General features: G+C 54.6%; 10 protein-coding genes. 6 read left to right on the top strand and 4 right to left on the bottom strand.

The window, feature by feature from the left end; all coding sequences use genetic code 11:
• Window positions 1-336 precede the first annotated feature (336 nt).
• The gene (locus GSQ82_RS16340) at window positions 337-1,248 is read left to right on the top strand and encodes an AraC family transcriptional regulator (RefSeq protein WP_254061686.1); all 912 of its coding nucleotides are present in this window, start codon (window positions 337-339) and stop codon (window positions 1,246-1,248) included.
• A gap of 198 nt (window positions 1,249-1,446) precedes the next feature.
• On the opposite strand, the gene GSQ82_RS16335 is transcribed toward GSQ82_RS16340, so the two are convergent.
• The 3 genes from GSQ82_RS16335 to GSQ82_RS16325 form a co-directional block, all read right to left on the bottom strand.
• Window positions 1,447-1,647, bottom strand: coding sequence for a hypothetical protein (locus GSQ82_RS16335; RefSeq protein WP_158793254.1), 201 nt, complete (start codon window positions 1,645-1,647; stop codon window positions 1,447-1,449).
• A 146-nt stretch (window positions 1,648-1,793) separates the two neighbouring features.
• Window positions 1,794-2,369, bottom strand: a complete 576-nt coding sequence (efp, locus tag GSQ82_RS16330) for an elongation factor P (protein ID WP_158793253.1) — start codon at window positions 2,367-2,369, stop codon at window positions 1,794-1,796.
• A 242-nt stretch (window positions 2,370-2,611) separates the two neighbouring features.
• The gene (locus tag GSQ82_RS16325) at window positions 2,612-5,299 is read right to left on the bottom strand and encodes a beta-glucosidase (protein WP_158793252.1); all 2,688 of its coding nucleotides are present in this window, start codon (window positions 5,297-5,299) and stop codon (window positions 2,612-2,614) included.
• Between the two features lie 1,316 nt (window positions 5,300-6,615).
• On the opposite strand from GSQ82_RS16325, the gene GSQ82_RS16320 reads away from it, so the two are divergent.
• From GSQ82_RS16320 to GSQ82_RS16300, 5 genes are all read left to right on the top strand, one after another.
• A complete protein-coding gene (locus GSQ82_RS16320; protein WP_158793251.1) occupies window positions 6,616-8,313 on the top strand; it encodes a hypothetical protein in 1,698 nt (565 codons plus the stop codon).
• Window positions 8,314-8,388: 75 nt separating this feature from the next.
• Window positions 8,389-8,796 (top strand): hypothetical protein, encoded by a 408-nt coding sequence (locus GSQ82_RS16315; protein WP_158793250.1) that lies wholly within the window; start codon window positions 8,389-8,391, stop codon window positions 8,794-8,796.
• Complete coding sequence (locus tag GSQ82_RS16310) at window positions 8,796-9,476, top strand: C39 family peptidase (protein WP_158793249.1); 681 nt, start codon at window positions 8,796-8,798, stop codon at window positions 9,474-9,476. Before GSQ82_RS16315 ends, GSQ82_RS16310 begins: the two co-directional genes overlap by 1 nt.
• 52 nt (window positions 9,477-9,528) lie before the next feature.
• Window positions 9,529-10,776, top strand: a complete 1,248-nt coding sequence (locus tag GSQ82_RS16305) for a transporter (protein ID WP_371417234.1) — start codon at window positions 9,529-9,531, stop codon at window positions 10,774-10,776.
• Between the two features lie 501 nt (window positions 10,777-11,277).
• Window positions 11,278-14,856: a TonB-dependent receptor gene (locus GSQ82_RS16300; RefSeq protein ID WP_158793247.1), complete on the top strand. Its 3,579-nt coding sequence runs from the start codon at window positions 11,278-11,280 to the stop codon at window positions 14,854-14,856.
• 43 nt (window positions 14,857-14,899) lie between these two features.
• Here the strand turns inward: GSQ82_RS16300 and GSQ82_RS16295 are convergent.
• Window positions 14,900-15,996 (bottom strand): PLP-dependent aminotransferase family protein (locus tag GSQ82_RS16295; RefSeq protein WP_158793246.1); only part of this gene is annotated, 1,097 nt, incomplete at its 5' end.

The raw sequence follows: 15,996 nt of genomic DNA, 5'->3' as shown, positions 1-15,996 counted from the left end.
CGTGAAGCCAAGGCCCGGATCTCTGCAATCTAGATGTGCCTGCAACTAGCGTTCTCTTAGTTGCTGCTAAATCGCTGGGTGACTTCATCAAGCACCGCGAAGGCTATGCCCCCGGACTCATGTAGAGTCACAGACACGTCAGAGACTAGGCGTGTTACTTCCTGTTGGCCTGCCATCCAAGACTAAGCTTCTCGACGTGAGGCCTGCGGCCTGCGATGGATAGGTGATACTTAACACTGTCCGTATATTGGTTCGATCGTCCGGAGACTGCATGGATCCACTCTCAGATGTGTTGTCGTTGCTGAAGCCGCGAAGCTTGCTTCGGGCGGCTTCGAGGTGGGTTGCGATACGGCTATCCAATGGCCAAAACATCAAGGCATCAAATGCTACGCCGTGGTCTCTGGCCAATGCTGGCTATCAGTGGAAGGCGTTCCTGATGCTGTGCTTCTCACGGCCGGGGACTGTTTCCTCTTGCCGCACGGGTTGCCCTTCTGCCTCGCGACCGATCTGTCACTCACGCCTGTTGATTTCAGCAAGTTTCTCATGGCGCTGAAGAGTGGTGAAATGGCCCCGCGCAAGGAAGGTGGTGGTCACTATATTGTCGGCGGCCACTTCGTTCTTACCGGCAGTCATGCCGACATTCTGCTAAAGTCCCTGCCACCCATCGTGCATATTAGGAAAGAATCGGATAAGGCGGCGATGCGTTGGTCGCTCGAGCGCATGAAGGAGGAGTTGCGCGACCCGCAGCCGGGCAGCTCGTTGATCTCACAGCAACTTGCCTACATGATGCTCGTTCAAGCTCTCCGCCTGCACGTGGCCGAAGGGGCGAGAGGAGGCGTCGGCTGGCTCTTTGCGCTTGCGGACAAACAGATGAGCGCAGCCATCACATGCATGCACGACGATCCGGGGCATCCGTGGACACTACAGAAACTCGCTGAGCGCATCGGCATGTCGAGATCGGTCTTCGCTCTTAGATTCAAAGAGACGGTTGGAACGACACCCATGGAATATCTGACACGTTGGCGGATGCTGCTGGCAGGCGACAAGCTGAACAACTCCGGCGACTCTATCTCCGTGATTGCCCTATCGCTCGGCTACGGATCCGAAAGCGCCTTCGGTAAAGCCTTCAAAAGGATGATGGGTTGTTCGCCACGACAATACACCCGTGGAAGCAGTTCCCCACCGCCTTCTCCAATCACCTCCGGAACCAGCCACGAGAATAAGTTGGAAGTTGCTGCTGTTGGGTAGGGCTTCTCTATTTCAGCGTCTACGATAGCTACCCATAAGTGCATATAGTTTGGACGAAGTGACAGCCGCTCTGCGCACAATCTCATCACCTTGAAGTAAGTATTCCGGCAAACTGAGCATATCCACGACTCCCACTAAACTTTGAAGGGGCGCGGGAGATCCGCGGCCCCTTCAAATACTGACCACTTCTTGTGCTAACTACTTCTTGCTCGATGCCGCCGACTTCGCATGTGCATCAGTTGACTTGCCATGAGCAGACGTAGATGACTCATGGGCCTTCTTGGAGTGTTCGTGAGCCTCATCGTGACTGCCCGAGTCGTGCTTGTTGGCTGCGTTGATGTGGTGACCTGCTGCTTCGGTGTGATGCTTTGCAGCATCCATGTGCGCTTGTTTTGCCATTGGTGTCCACTACCTTTTCTAAGAGCATCAGCTCTTGTCCGGTACGATGGCATCGCCTCGGGTCGCGTTATCCCTCGGTCCAACCTGAACTGAAGCGCAGCCGCAGATTTATTGATCCCTTCAACAAATGCCCGGTTCGCGCCAGTTCAGGCCCGCCCGGCAAACTCGCGCGTCTCTGTATAGACCCTGACCTTTTCGCCTTCTTTGATGAACATGGGCACGCGGATCTCTATGCCGGTCTCCACCTTGGCTGCCTTGGTCACGCTTCCACCGGCGGTGTCGCCACGAACACCTGGTTCGGTATACGTCACCGTCAACTCCACAAGCTGCGGCAACTGCAGCCCGATAGGATTGCCGTTGTATTTGTCGATCTGAATGATGACTCCCTCCACCAGCAGGTCCAGGGCGTCCCCTACGATCGTCTCGTTGAGCGAGAGAGTCTCAAAGCTCTCCTGATCGAGAAAGTAGGAGCCATCCCCGTCGCTGTAGAGATAGGAAGCCTCCACCGTCTGCAGGTCCGGCTCCTTGAACTTGTCGCTGGCCTTGAACGTCTTATCGAAGACGGCGCGGGTGAGCATGTTGCGCATCTTCAGGCGAACCAGCGTCTGACCGCCTCTGGCGGTAGGGGTGGAGATATCCGACTCCAGGCAGCAGAACGGGGAGTTTTCAAACTCGACAAACATCTTGCGCTTTACATCGATTGCGTCGATTAGTGCAGCCATATACTCCCAGAATACCAGCGTGAGAACGTATGCCGGGGTTCCATTCCTCTCACAAACCCTTCCAAAACATCCCCTCACTTGACACAGATGTTGCGTTTAGAACACGGGAGCGCACGAGCCCCATCGAAGCGACTCTCTGTACTCAAAGCCGAGGCATATGCCTCGGCACCAAGGTCCGGACTTAGGTCTATTGTTTTGAAGACTTTGCACACTTTTGACCGGGAGGAGGGAGGTACTCCACTTCATCTCTCAGCCGTAAGTCTCAAGTCGCGCGAGGAAGAGCCAATCCTGACCAGTCTCTTATCCGAACGCACCCAACGCTTCTCCGCAACCGACCAGTATTCAAGGCTGCGTGGAGACACGTGCAATGTAACCTCTTTACTCTCACCCGGCGCGAGCGTCACACGATCGAACGCAGCCAGTGTACGCATTGCGAACTGCACTCCCTGCGACCTCTGCTGCGGTGCATCCAGATATACCTGCGGCACTTCATCCCCCGCGACACTGCCAACATTCTTGATGCGAACCGATACATCCAGTCCTTCGTCCGCCGCCTTTTTCACGTGGAGATCCGAGTAGTCGAAGCTTGTATACGACAGCCCGTAGCCGAATGGAAATAGAGGCTCGATCTTCTGTTTATCGAACCAGCGATAGCCGACGTCTACTCCCTCGGAGAACGTCGTTTTGCCATCGACGCCCTTGGCCGAACGCTCTGGATACGCTGGATCGTTCGCCGCATAATCCTGCAGACGTTTCGCCCAGGTAAAGGGCAGACGGCCCGCCGGATCGGTTTTACCCAAAAGAACATCCGCAGTCGCCCAACCGCCCTCATCTCCGGGCCACCACATCTGCAGCACCGCTTTTACTTTGCCTATCCAGGGCATGGCTACCGGTTGGCTGACGTTCAGTACGACAATCGTATTTGGGTTCACCGCCACAATGTCCTCAACGAGTTTGTCCTGTTCTCCCGGTAACTCGAAGTTCGGCTTGCCGCGCGTCCACAAAAACACGACTGCAGTATGTGCATGCTTCGCCGCATCAATCGCCGCGTCATGATTGCGCTGCCGCTGCTCAGGAGTCATCCAGCTTAGACGAATCTGCTCAGGATGATTCGACGTATCTCCGCTCGCCTTCACCGTGATGTCATGCGGACCAGCAGTCAACTGCACCGAGCGTCGGACATTGTCCAACCCATCTGTCGTGGGAAATCCATTGTCCTGCGTCGCATGTTGCACATCTCCGTGCACCGTGCCCTTTGCGGCACCCGTACGCCCAACTTCTTTGCCGTCGACCGAGAGTATGCCACGTGCGCCCAGCACCTGTAGGTAAAGCCAATAGTCTCCCGCGCCCGGCGCGCTCAACGTTCCTGTCCAAGTCACGCTTTCGTTAGCCGGAAGCGGTCTGCCATTGGTATGAGTAAAGTTCAGTTGTGCGTCTATGAAACTCTTTCCTGTGCTAACAGTCCTTACCAGTCCAGGTCTGCCTTCATGCGAGAGCATCGCTGCATCGATAGGTACACCAGTCATATCGTCATCCACTGCGTAGCGGACATTGGTCCCAGGTGCGAGCTTCTTCAAAGCCTCAAGCGGTCCAATTTGCCTCTCCACTAACCCCGGACTGCGCTCTCCAAACGTTCCGATTGCCGCGACCTGCCCTGCGCCGGGACCTATCAAGGCCAGCGATTGTAGATCGTCTTTGCTTAGCGGAAGCGCGTGCTCATTCTTCAGCAGCACCGCTGCGTCCTCTGCAGTCTTTCGGATAATCGCCGCATTGGCTTCAACATCTTGCGGCGTCACTGTATGTTTCTGCTTTCCATCCAGATAGCCGAAGCGATCGATCTCGTAGAGGACTCTTCGGGCCGCCGCGGTAATCGTCGCCTCAGTTACTGTCCCATCTTTCAACGCCGCTTCCATCGTCGTCTTATCGTTGTCGCGGGGGAACGCGTTCATATCCATGCCTGGTGCTGCATGCTCCTCTGGAATAGACCCTCCCAGAATACCTTCCAGCGCATCCTGATCGAGCTTGCTCGCTGGAGCAGTCTCAGCGCCGGCGGTCACAAAGTAGGAGTTGATGAATGCAGTAAAGGGACTGTCTGGTGGCAGCGAACCAGGCATCTCCATATCCATCCCATGGTTGATGAATGTAACGCTGTGTACCGCACCCCAGTCCGATGTTACGAAGCCTTTGAATCCTATCTCGCCCTTGAGAATGGTGTTCAGGGTATCGCTGTTATCGCAGGCAAACGGGCCATTGACGTGGTTGTACGAACACATGACGGACGAGACGCCCGCCTTCACCGCCTGCACAAATGGCGCAGTGTACACCTCATGCAGCGTCTGCTGATCGATAAACACATTGTATGAATCGGTGTCATATCCCACGTAATGCTTCGCCTGCGCCATCACTCCCTGTGCTTGCGCCCCGCGAATCTCAGCCGCTCCCATCAGGCCTGTCAGCAATGGGTCTTCGCCTAAGGTATTGTACCCGCGTGCAAAGGTGATGTCGCGATCTATATTGATGAACGGCTGCAGCACCACATCGATTCCAAGGGAGCGAGCCTCCCGGCCGATGACCACACCATTTGCCTCTGCGTCCTTCGTGCTGAAGGTTGCCGAAACTCCCATCGTCGCCGTCTCTGCCTGCGCAGGAACTCGCGTCAGCAGCCCGGGAGGCCCATCCGCCATACGCAGCGAAGGAACATGTAGTCTCGGCACACCCGGCATATACCCTGCCTGCCCCTGGTAGACCGAAGAATCTTCCACGCCACCTCGGATCAAGTTCATCTTCTCTTCCAGCGTCATCTCTCTTAGCAGATGCTCCACTCGAGCGTCATCTGCCTTCTCCGCCGGAATCACTTGTCCCTGAACTACCGCACCAGAAATACCTAAAAATAGAATCGCCGCAAGGTACTGCCTGTTCCCTAATGACATAGCCCGAATTCCTATTCCTTTGAACATCTACAAATGCTCGTACTATGCCAATAAGATGAGAGGACACCAATGTCCACTCGCCGGGGTCTTGCGACGTAGCACTCGTTCGATTTCGCTTATTGCCATAAACTTTTTGGCTATGATTCAACATCAGAAATTCGGTAACGTGAAATCAGCCCTCGATGAGTCGGTGAATTGTAGCCGATGCGTTGATGGTATGGCTAAAAAAAGACCGAGGTCGCTATATGGCCAAAATCGTGGCGATAATCTCGCGAGGGTTGGGATATCGTTACACCGCCTTCCTGAGATTTTCGCCACTTGCTAAGCGGTCCCGATTCTGCCGTCTAGCAAGCGACAATCTAGGAACTTTCGCATTATCCCGAATAGTGACCGGCATTTTGTTGGCCTTCGTCCCTCCTTTGAGTATTAATTCTTAGCTGTTAGAACAACGTAGTGCATAAAGGATAGCCAGTGGATACATTACAGATTTTTGAAAAGAGTTCGGGCACAACAACGCATTCCCGCAATAACTGTAGGAGCTATCGTTATAGGTGCGACGACGACTATAGACCGGGCAATTTCCGGCTGTCAATTTCAAAACGCTAATTATGCCCATGCTGTGAATAATCGGCATTATTTACAGCATGATCCGATATATCTCTGCCTAGTCGATTATCTGAAAGTAGAAATCAGCTGATAACTTTCGCTGTCGCAAAAAAATGGGGTGAGCCAAAACTAACTACAATGCCACCCGGAACGAGCTTGCTAGTAGTTAGCTTATCTATTATTCAGATATTCAGAGGAATAAATCCGGGGTTACGACCGGGTCATGCCATGGGGTTACTGCTGCGGTAGATGCAACTGGGCAACTTTTTCCTCGATATTTGCAAGTTGCTGCATGGTATTCGAAGACACATGCGATATTTGCCATGAAATGCAAGGTCCGCAATTGGTATGACGATTGCATATATCACGCCGTCGGAAGTCTGAAGGCTTCTGAAACGGGCTCTATCTGTCGCGCGATGTATGCAAGACAGAGATGACAGTCATTAGGAATAACGGGCTTCACGCACGACATGGACTACGACGCGACCGGCTTCTATGAAGCGTTTCGATCGCATGATTTTTTCTTTTTTTGTTTATGCTGATTTTATTCAGCCCGTATTGAAGCCCTAACTCAAATATTCACGTGATGTCCCACTGCGCCCATCTCCTGCCGGGCCCGCGCAGATTGGTGCGTCAAATTTGTCCACTGTGCAGCCGGGTCTGCTGCGTAGACGGTCGCGCTTCGTCAACAAATGCCCCAGGAGGCAGAAGTGAATAAGCTCATTTGCACTCTCATTACCGCATCGGTTCTAGTCGGCGGCTCCGCCTACGGACAGAGCAACAAACCAAAAACCACAAACGACAAACAGAGCAAACAGGCTCTCCGTGATAACCAGATGGATAAGGTCACGGCCGGTCAAAGCGATCCCTCTGGCGCAGGTTCGATCGCGGCGAATAACTCGACAGTCAACTCCACGGATACGGGCGCGGTGAATGTAAGTGGAAGCGCCTTGAGCGGTGCGAGCGGTATTAATATTGTGAACTCGAGCGACAGCCTGGTTGCAAACGGCGTTAATGTGTACGACAGCAGCATGACCGCAGATAGCACTACGAAAGGCGCCGATGTCACACAGGGCAACGTCATCTCGCAGTCTGCGGGCACGACGGCATCTCTAAGCGGTTACACTCGCGGTGCCAACAGCCAGCTTACGGTCAATAAGAGCTCGAACGTGTCTAAGACAGATGCCACCTCGTCGAGCCTGAATGGTTCTTTGAACCATAGCGCGAGCGACAACAAGTCGTACACGAATGACCAAGCGAGCAATAGCAGCTTCACGAACAGCTCTTCGGCGTCGAAGAATGCTTCGCTCACAAACACGAACAGCAACAGCTCTTCTTCTTCCGACAACGCTTCTGCGTCGGCCTACGATAACAAATCTTCGGGAACAACGAAGTCTTCTACGTCCAACAGTGCCTTGAACGCAAGCGCAGCGAAGTCATCGGGCTCCACAGAGAGCCTAGGCGCAAGCGAAGGCAAGAGCAATACCTTCGGTGCAAATGCCGCTACGTCCAGCGGCACCACGAACGATAAATCACTCAATGCAAGCGGCGCTGTCAATGCTTCGGGTGCGAACAGCTCGAACTCGGCAAGCAACTACGCGAACTCGGCAGCAAGTCAGAGCGCATCGTCTAACTATCAGCAGGGCAAGGGTGCCACAACCAACAACGGAGCAGCAAAGAGCGCAGCGGCCAATAACGCTGCGAACGGTGCGAGCAGCACGAGTTCAGCGGCGAACGGATCGTTTGCAGGCAATGCTTCCCTGGCGGCCGCCGACAACTACCAGACTGGCTCCAGTTCGAACGGCGCGAGCAGCGATGCATCTACGTCGAACAAGTCGCTGAATGCAAGTGCGTCCGACAACTCGGCCTCCAATGCAAGCCTTGCGGCAAGCACGGGCGACTCCAAGAACTTCGCCACCAACTCCAGCTCATCGAAGGGCGGACAGGAAGCTTTTTCGTCCAGCGCCAACAAAGCTTCTATGAGCTCCTTCGGTGCGAGCAGCGCCAGCAGCAACAGCTCTATGCTGTCCAAGAGCGATGCTTCGTCGCATAACATCAACTCCTCGAACGACTCGGCAACCAGCACGGTAGCGAGCCTTTCGACCAGCAGCTCGGACATGAGCTCCAGCACGGCAGTGAAGAACACCGCAGTAACTCAGAACATTGAAGGAGCAGTCAGCCTGGATAATGCCGCCGCGACCAACATCGCAGTGGATGGCTCGACTGTCAATGCAGCTAACAACTACAGCGTGACCCTCGCCGGTTCTGCTGAGTCGAACGCGAAGGCGTTGAACATCGTGAACGCAGCTGGTGGCATGGTTGCAAATGGGCTGAACATCGCTCACTCGGCAAACATGAACGCGATTCCTTCGCTGAGCCAGGTCAACAGCATCTCGCAGGTCCACTAAAAGCAGTTACAGGTCGGAACTCCGCACTAGCGGCGGAGTTCCGGCCTTTGCTGCACTCGGCTTCAAGGAGGATGTATGAGTCGTCTTTTAGTGATTGCGAGTCTTACTATGCTAGCCACTGCAGGATTGGCCCAAAGCCCAACCAGGCACACGGGTCAACCGCTGAACGACGCTGCCATGGATCGAATCACGGCAGCGGGCGTTACAGCGGGAGTCTCAAATGGAGTTGTGCAGTTTCAAGGATCAGCGCCAACGGCCAACGGCCTGGTAACAGGCGCGGGTACGCTGCAAGTCCTCACTGGACCGCTGACCGGGACTAATATGAGCACACTCACATTGAACGGCAGCGCACAGCAGAGCCTAAGTTCGCTGGTGAATATCAACGCTGTGAACTCGAATATAAACGTGCTGCTGAACCTGAACGTCAATCTTAACTCGACGGTCGGAACCATTCTGCAGTCCAACCTGAACGGGAAACACTGATGAGCTGCCTTCGGTCACTAGTCTCCGCTGGAGCGGTGATTCTTTCTCTCTTCTCTGCCCCCGCGCGCGCCCAGAGCACTGGAGGCGCAACCGGGGTGCAGGCGAGCAAGAATATTCGCAGCATGAAAGAGATTCGTGACGAAGGCGTGGTGAAGCAACGCTGGGATATGAGCTGCGGCGCTGCGGCATTGAGCACCTTGCTGGCTTACGATTTTAAAGACCCAACACCTGAAACCTCGATCGTGGTGTGGATCCTGCATCGGGTGGACCCGGTTCGTGTGCGAGCTCGCGGGGGATTTTCGCTACTGGACCTGAAGCGCTTCTCTGAGGCTCGTGGATATCATGCGGAGGCCTTCAGTGGCATGTCGATTGAGGATCTGGCAATGGAAAAGACTTCGGTCATCGTTCCGATACGGGTGAAGGGTTTCGACCATTTTGTAGTGGTGAAAGGTATCTACGCGGGGCATGTGATTCTGGGCGATCCGGGGTTCGGCAATATGACCATGCGGGTTGATCGATTTCAGACTCTGTGGAAGAACGGCATTGTGTTCACGATTCATCCGCCGGACGACAGGATGATTGGAGAGAAGAGTGTGTCTGTTGCATCGCGGCTGCTACCGGACGAGTCGGTGATCTCACGAAAGATCGGAGTCGTGGCTCCGAGTAACTATCTGTACTGAAGGGAAAGGCGGCTCGATGTTGCGGCGAAGAGTTTTATCAGGCCTTCTTTTGATGCTGACGTGTGCGGGAACTCTTCTGGCCCAGACGACGCCGGTGAAGGAACAGCCACAGAATCAGCAGATCGCTCAGGCCAAGGTAGCGGCTCCGTCGAAAGACCCGATCGATTTGAAACTACAAGATGCGCTGCGAGAGCGCGATGCCATCATCCGGAACCTACTGGAACGCGTAAGCGAGCTCGAGTTGCGAGTGAACGGTGGAGCTACTTCTGCCAAGCTTGACGAACGCCCTGTCCTACCTAGTCCGTCAACCAGTCGTGTCATCAATTCGATCGTATCGACATCCACGTACGACACCACAGAACGGCAGGCGACCGAGGCGCTCGATCAGGCTTTGATTGTGCGTGGCGGCTTACTGCTGCCCTCCGGAACGTTGGAGATCGACAACACAACCTCCTACTTCAGCGCATCCTCAGACCATGTCACAGTCAACGGATTTGCGCTGCTTCCAGTACTGGTGGTGGGCGATATCGCATCGGAGCGCGTGCGTGAGGACTACCTATTGCCGTCCCTTACGGCAAGACTCGGATTACCTCATAAGTTCCAGGGCGAGTTCACAGTTCCATATGGGTATGAACTAATTCGAACCGTGGATGCGAACAATGTGCAAACATCTTCAAGCAGCTTCGGGTTGGGCGATATCTCGGCCGGCATCTCACGGCAGCTGACAACCGAACGTGGAAAGAAACCCGATATTCTAGCAAACGTTCGCTTCAAATCCACGACAGGCAAGGACCCTTATAACCTGCAGAGTAGCGAGGTGGCGCTGGGAACAGGATTCAATGCGCTTCAGGGAAACCTGACACTGGCGAAGTCCAGCGACCCGGTAGTGTTCTTCGGAAATCTTTCCTATACAGCCAATTTTGCAGGCGACCACACGGTTTCAGCTAACGATCCGAACAATCCAGCAGCTACCACTGTGGGTCACTTCAAGCCTGGAGATGCGATGGGATTCCAGATAGGATCGATCCTCGCATTAAACCCAGAGGTTTCGATGACCCTCGGCTGGGATCAGCGATTTACGCGGAGTACCACGTTGAACGGCGCAGATATTCCTGCGTCTTATCTGGTGGAGGGGACGCTGCGCCTGGGAACGAGTTACCTTTATGCACCTGGACGAACGATCGATTTAAGTTTTGGCGTGGGGCTAACGCCCGACACACCAAATCTGCAGTTCTCTGTTGGAGTGCCTTTCCGGGTAGGTCTATGGGGACCAAAGCAGAGGAAGCTGTCTGTACAGTAAGCAAAAATAGTCTATGTGCCTAACTCGATCGCCTGACACATATGCACATCGTGACAAGTGGCTATGTGAAACTTTCCTGAGGTGGCCATAGCAGTCGTGCTGCGCTTGCCCTAAAGTCGTTTCTACGTGGTCGCGACTTGGTCTTGTCCTGTTTTAATATGGGCACTCCAATCAACTTCCCAGGAACTGAAGCGTTTAGTGCATACGTTCCCGTGATCCTCTAGATGATCTGCGGTGAAGTACGACTGATGGCTTAGTAAGTGGTTCCGTAATATCCCGTCAAAGCGGATAGAGAAGTAGCCAGACGCGATTGTAGCTGTGTTCGGCCAACCATATCGTACTCAAAAGCGAAGGTGCGCCTGAAATTACAACAAGAGCAAAAGGCGCTTGAATTGATTTCGTACTACATGTCGGAATTCGAGAGATGACCGCGAGCAGCGCGGCGGACCACATGATGATCTCGGATCCATGTTTTCAACTTTGGAAGCCAGGAGAAAGTTCATGAAGACGCTACTCAGTATATTGATGTTGGTTCTTGCGACTGCCGTGATGGGAGAGGGGCAGGCAATCTCTGTCAACGGTGGTTCAATTCAGGGCACGATCACTGATAGCACAGGTGCAATCGTGCCGAATGCCGTAGTCATCATACTTGGGAATGACACTAACTCTTCGAAGACCCTAAAGACCGATACAAGTGGGTTCTATAGCATCGGACCTCTCAATCCAGGGCCGTATACGGTTACTGTAACCGCTCCGGGATTTGAAACGCTGACGGTAAAGACGGTCGTACGTACTGGTACGGCGACAAGCGGAAGCTTCCGGCTTGTAGTCGGGTCATCGACAGAGACAGTGGAAGTGACCGCCGGAGCACTTCAAGTCAACACTGACCAGGCAGGTGTGAGTGACGTTATCACGAGAGAGCAGATCGATTCTCTGCCGGTTAATGGTCGTAACTTCCTCGACCTCGCCCAGATCGAGCCGGGCGTAATTCTGCAGAGTGGAGAATCATTTGATCCAACCAAGGCGGGCTACTCGGCGATCTCAACGAGCGGTGTTTCGGGGCGAACGACTCGTATTCTCCTCGACGGCCAGGACATCACAGACGAAACGGTTGGTACAACGATCTTCAACGTCTCTCAAGGCGCAATCGGAGACTTTCAGCTAAATCGCTCGACCCAGGATGTTTCGGGAGATGTGACCTCAACCGGCCAGGTATTGGTCTCCACAAACTCTGGGACTAATAGACTTCACGGTCAAGCCTTCTACAACTTCCAGGATCATAGCGCGTTGTTCGCAAATACTGCAGGCGGTATAGATACTCCCTTCCAGCGAAATCAGTTTGGCGGAAGTGTCGGCGGGCCGATCCTTAAAAATAAGCTCTTCTTCTTCGGCAATGCGGAGCGTATCAAGCAGGAGTCACCGGTTTCTATCACGATGGCCCCAACCTTCTCGGCGATTCAGGCGGCGTACCCGACCATCCCATCCCCTTTCCGCGAGACATATTCCACCGTTCGCCTAGACTACGACGGGCCATGGGGCGTGCATTACTTTGCTCGTGCAAACTACGACGTCAACATCTCCAGCTCAAACTTCGGCGCGGGTTATGAGATCTATGACAATCGCGATAACACGCCCGGCCTCGCAGGTGGGGCGGACTTTGCAACAGGACATTTCACTCACTCGTTCCGAGCCAGCTATGAGAAGTTTCACAATCTGCTGGTAGATGGAACCGATGGAAACAGTAGCGTGTATAACGGCTTTCCGGGTCTGAACTTTCGTTTGGCAACAGCCGGTCTCTATTCGGGCCCGAACGTTGACTCCCCTCAAAACACCTATCAATCGGACAAACAATTTCGCTATGACGGAAGTTGGACGAAGGGAACTCATCTCATCCGTTACGGGTATAGCCTAAACCGTATTCTTGGCGGTGGTTTTGCCAGCTTCTTTGGCTTAGCCCCGCGAGTAAGCCTTCTTGCATCCACCTTGCTACCGAACTGCGGAGATGGGACACCTGGCCCCTGCCCCTCCGATCCTCTGAATGGCTACTTCGCCGCTGGAGTGAGATTCGGTAATGGAGAAGGATTTTTCACGGAAAACCCAGGCTTCAACCTGCCGGGTGGCGGAACAGAGGATTGGCGGCAGGGCGCCTATCTCTCCGACAACTGGAAGATCACTCCGAGCTTTACGTTGACGGCGGGCCTTCGCTGGAGCGTCGATACGGACCGCGCCAACCAGGACCTGCCAACGCCGCTTTGCTCGGATGTGGATCCTTCACTGGAATCTCCATGCTCCGGTAGTGCGCCTCTGCTTGATCAGTTTCAGGCTGGGCTGGGTAAGAAGATCCATCAGCCCTACGCTAACTTTGGCCCTCAACTCGGCTTCGCTTTTAGTCCGGGAGATCATAAAACTGTAGTGCGTGCCGCATTCGGCATCTTCTACGAGAGTGATGTCTTCAACAATACGACCAACGCCCGCGCGAATTTGATCCCAATGGGTCTCTTTAACGATTCAAACCATACTCTTTGCGGTGGTACCAACTCGCTGACGCTGCCGGATGGTTCCGTCGTTACAAGCGATGGCGGCGTTTCAATCGCGGCGATCTGTTCTGAACCCCTAGGCCAGGCGGGCCAGCATTTCATCAACCTTCAGAACCTGTTTCAGAGCGTCACCGCGAAGGTCGGCCCAGCCAGCAATAGCAGCTATGTTGGCAATAACCTGACGATCACCGAAGCTTATGGGGCTCCTTACCGCACGCCTTACTCCGAGCAGTGGAACGGCGGTATCCAGCATGAGATCTTCAAGGGAGGAATTCTCTCAGTTGATTATGTTCACAACTCGACTCTGAAGATCGCGCAGCAGATTGATGTGAACCATGTAGGTGCTGCACGCACTCTCAACACCACGGCCGCTCAGAACGCCATGGCTGTAACGACCAGCAGCTTCGGCTGTGCGGGAGGATACAGCAGTGCGGCGATCACATGCGCCATTGCAGCCGGTGCTCAGATCGCCGACTTCGCTTCGAATGGTCTTGACTCGGGAATCACCTTCAATGGCACGAATCCCGCATCGTACGTCGGCAGAACCGTTGCAACAGGTGCGGCGTTTCCCGGACTCAATCCGCTTCTGGGTCAAGGCCTCTTCCTGTTGCCTGTTGGCCGATCGGGCTACGATGCGCTGCAGATAGTCTTCCGCGAACAGAAGTCCCATCCAGTGCCTGGCATCATGAGCTCCAATCTGCAGATCTCTTACTCTCTGTCGCGCATCGTATCGACGGCAAACCCGGCTATCAACGCAGGGAATACAGGCGTAGGCGATCAGTTTTTCTCTTCGCCGTCGTACGACTTCGATCATCCGACGGCATACATAGGGCGCAACGGACTTGACCACACGCATCAGGTCTCATTCGGCGGCTCGGCAACGTTGAAGTATGGTCCGCAGATCGGCATCATTGGACATTTCTATTCCGCGGCGGCCACCGATCTCAATCTTGATAACGGTGGAACCAGCGGCAGCGCAACGGCAGGTATCTTTCAGTCCGATGTAACCGGCGACGGGACAATCGGCGATCTCGTTCCGGGAACAGGCCCTGGAGCGTTCATGCATCAGTACAAGGGAAATAATCTCAACAAACTAATCTCACAGTACAATGCAACCCAGGCCGGTCAGTTGACGCCCGCCGGCCAGGCATTGGTTGCATCTAACCTTTTCACCCAGCAACAACTGATCGCCCTGCAGGCTACGCAGCAACCCATCGTTCCAGTTTCGGAACAGATTGGTCCGGAGAACGCCTTCTACCGCAATCTCGACGTGAGCGTCTCCTATCCAATCCGTATCACCCGTCTGCGGGAGGGCTTATCGTTAGTACCGGGCATCGCTTTCTACAACGTCGGGAACTTCTCAAACTTCAGAGACTATACGAATGGGACGCTAGCGAATACGACGACTGGCAGTTCCAGCGGTCTGTTGAACGGTCCTAACGGCTTTACCGATCACGACCTGAATCGTGTTCAACGCGGCTCCGGCACATCGGATATTGGTGGTCCGCGAACGACGGAGTTCCAACTGAAGCTGAACTTCTAACTCTTAGACCGTTTACTTGCCTGAGCTACAGCACTCTATGAGCTCAGGCGAGAAAGACGGTTGCCAGACGCGACGCGACGAGCTGCAACTCCTTGTCGGAGAGCGTTCCGTATGCGAAGACAAACTGTACGTAGCCTGGCTGCTTCACGGATGCTCCAGCGGGCCAGAAGAGGCGCTCTAATCGCACTCCCGCGTGAAAGGCTCGAGTCCAGGCCTCGTCTTCTGACAGACTGCTCTGGAAGCTGGCAAGAAGGTACATTCCAGCTTCGTCTCCGGAGATTCTTACTCTTGTCCCGAAGTGATCTCTCAGGGCTTGCGTGAGAGTTGCGCGGCGACCATCGTAGAGTGTGCGCATCCGTCGGAGGTGAGAGTCAAGATGACCTTCGGCCAGAAAGTCCGCTAGAACGAGCTGGTGAAAGGACGAACTTTGCATATCGTTGAGTAGCTTTGCCGTTCGAAACGCTGTTACAAGTTGCTTCGGCAGTACGAGATAACCCAGTCGAAGTGAGGGAAAGAGCAACTTCGAAAAACTGCCGGTATAGATGACGGGAGCGGAGGGGGCCATACCTTGAAGCGCAGGCAGCGGGCTCTCTCGGTACCGGAACTCGCTGTCGTAGTCGTCTTCGAGGATGAAGGCGTTGCTGCTTCGGGCCCACTTCAGCAGTGCGATGCGGCGCGACAGGGTGAGCGAGGCTCCTGTGGGGAACTGATGCGAGGGCGTGACGTACAGCATGCGAACGTCTTTATGTCTCTTCAGCTCGGCGACCTTGAGTCCATGTCTGTCTACCGGAATCGGTATGAGTTGGGCGCCTTGAGAGGAGAAAATTCTTCCGGCGAAGTAGTAGCCGGGGCTCTCCATGGCTACGTGGTCGCCTTCGTTGAGGAGGATCCGGGCGGCGAGGTAGATTGCCTGCTGCGAGCCGCTGACGATCAGGATCTGGTCGGGGTCGCAGGTGACGGCGCGAGCCTGGGCGAGGTACCGCGCGGTGAGTGCTCGCAGGGTTGGATCGCCTCTGAAGTCGTAGGCGTACTCGAACATGGATCCGCCGTTCTCGTGCATGCGTTTGGCGACGAGCCTTGCCCAGACTTTTTGCGGGAAGTGGGAAACATCGGGTCCGTGGCGGTCGAGACGGATGGTGC

The sequence above is a fragment of the Granulicella sp. L60 genome (assembly GCF_009765825.1).
Lineage (GTDB): Bacteria > Acidobacteriota > Terriglobia > Terriglobales > Acidobacteriaceae > Edaphobacter.
Note: the sequence above shows the minus strand (reverse complement) of the source record. Positions and strands in the feature narration are given on the sequence as shown.